The sequence below is a fragment of the Cupriavidus sp. R6-3 genome, from assembly GCF_059772245.1.
The window spans coordinates 1-1,362 of record NZ_JCBAJO010000446.1 but is presented as its reverse complement, the minus strand read 5'-3'; the positions used below and the strand labels follow the sequence as shown (position 1 = coordinate 1,362).

General features: G+C 71.0%; 1 protein-coding gene and 1 pseudogene. Both read right to left on the bottom strand.

Going from position 1 to position 1,362, the window contains the following annotated elements; genetic code table 11:
* The coding region (locus AC6EI8_RS26535) for a site-2 protease family protein (RefSeq protein WP_498383399.1) at positions 1 to 378 on the bottom strand (378 nt) is incomplete at its 3' end.
* Positions 379 to 506: 128 nt separating this feature from the next.
* Positions 507 to 1,362: pseudogene (gene dxr, locus AC6EI8_RS26530) on the bottom strand (1-deoxy-D-xylulose-5-phosphate reductoisomerase); the annotation flags it as partial.

Below are 1,362 nucleotides of genomic sequence, written 5' to 3'. Positions count from 1 at the left end.
GCCGGCGAACAGCGTGAAATACAGCACGATCGCCAGCAGGAAATTGGCGACCGGCCCGGCCGCGACGATGGCGATGCGCTTGCCGACCGGCTGCCGGTTGAAGGCGCGCGGCAGATCGGCCGGATCGAAAGGAGGATCGCGCTCGGGATCGCGTTCGCGCTCGTCGAGCATCTTGACGTAGCCGCCCAGCGGAATCGCCGCCAGCGTCCATTCGGTGCGGTCGCGATGGCGCGAGACCCAGCGCAGCAGCGGACGGCCGAAGCCGATCGAGAAACGCAGCACCTTGACGCCGCAGGCGCGCGCGGCCAGGTAGTGGCCCATCTCGTGCACGTAGATCAGGATGCCGAGCGCAACGATGAAGGCGAGGATGGTCTGCATGGCGGCGATCCGGTTCAGCTCGGCGTGGCGGCGCCGGCGCTGGTGCCCGCGTTGTTGCCGGCGCTGGTGCCGACGTTGTTGCCGGCGCTGGTGCCGACGTTGTTGCCGGCGCTGGTGCCGACGTTGGCACCCGCCCTCGCGCCGACACTTGCCCGCCCGCCCGCCTGCACCAGCGTCCGGGCCAGCGCGCGGGCCTGCTGGTCGGCCTGCAGCACGGCGTCGAGCGAATCGGCCGCATGGCGCGGCCCCTGCTCGAGCACCCGCGCGACAACGCCGGCGATATCGGTGAAGCGGATCGCGCCCTGCAGGAAGCTGTCGACCGCGATCTCGTTGGCGGCGTTCAGCACCGCCGGTGCCACCCCGCCGGCGCGCAGCGCATCGAAGGCCAGCGCCAGGCACGGGAAGCGCTGCAGGTCCGGCGTCTCGAAGGCCAGCGTGCCGGCCGCGACGAGGTCCAGCGGCGAGACGCCGGCGTCGATGCGCTCGGGATAGGCCAGCCCATAGGCGATCGGCGTGCGCATGTCGGGGTTGCCCAGCTGCGCCAGCACCGAGCCGTCGGCGTACGCGACCATCGAATGGACGATGCTCTGCGGGTGGATCAGCACCTCGATGCGCTCGGCCGGCGCGCCGAACAGCCAGTGGGCCTCGATCACCTCGAGGCCCTTGTTCATCATCGTCGCCGAATCGACCGAGATCTTGCGCCCCATCACCCAGTTCGGATGGGCGCAGGCCTCGTCGGGGGAAATGTCGTGCAGCGAGGCCGGATCGCGCGTGCGGAACGGCCCGCCCGAGGCGGTCAGCACCACGCGGGCGACGCCGGCCCGATAGCGCGGATCGTCGAACGGCAGGCACTGGAAGATCGCGTTGTGCTCGCTGTCGATCGGCAGCAGCGTCGCGCCGTGCTCGCGCACCGCGTCCATGAAGATGGCGCCGGACATCACCAGCGCCTCCTTGTTGGCCAGCAGCACGCGCTTGCCGGCCCGC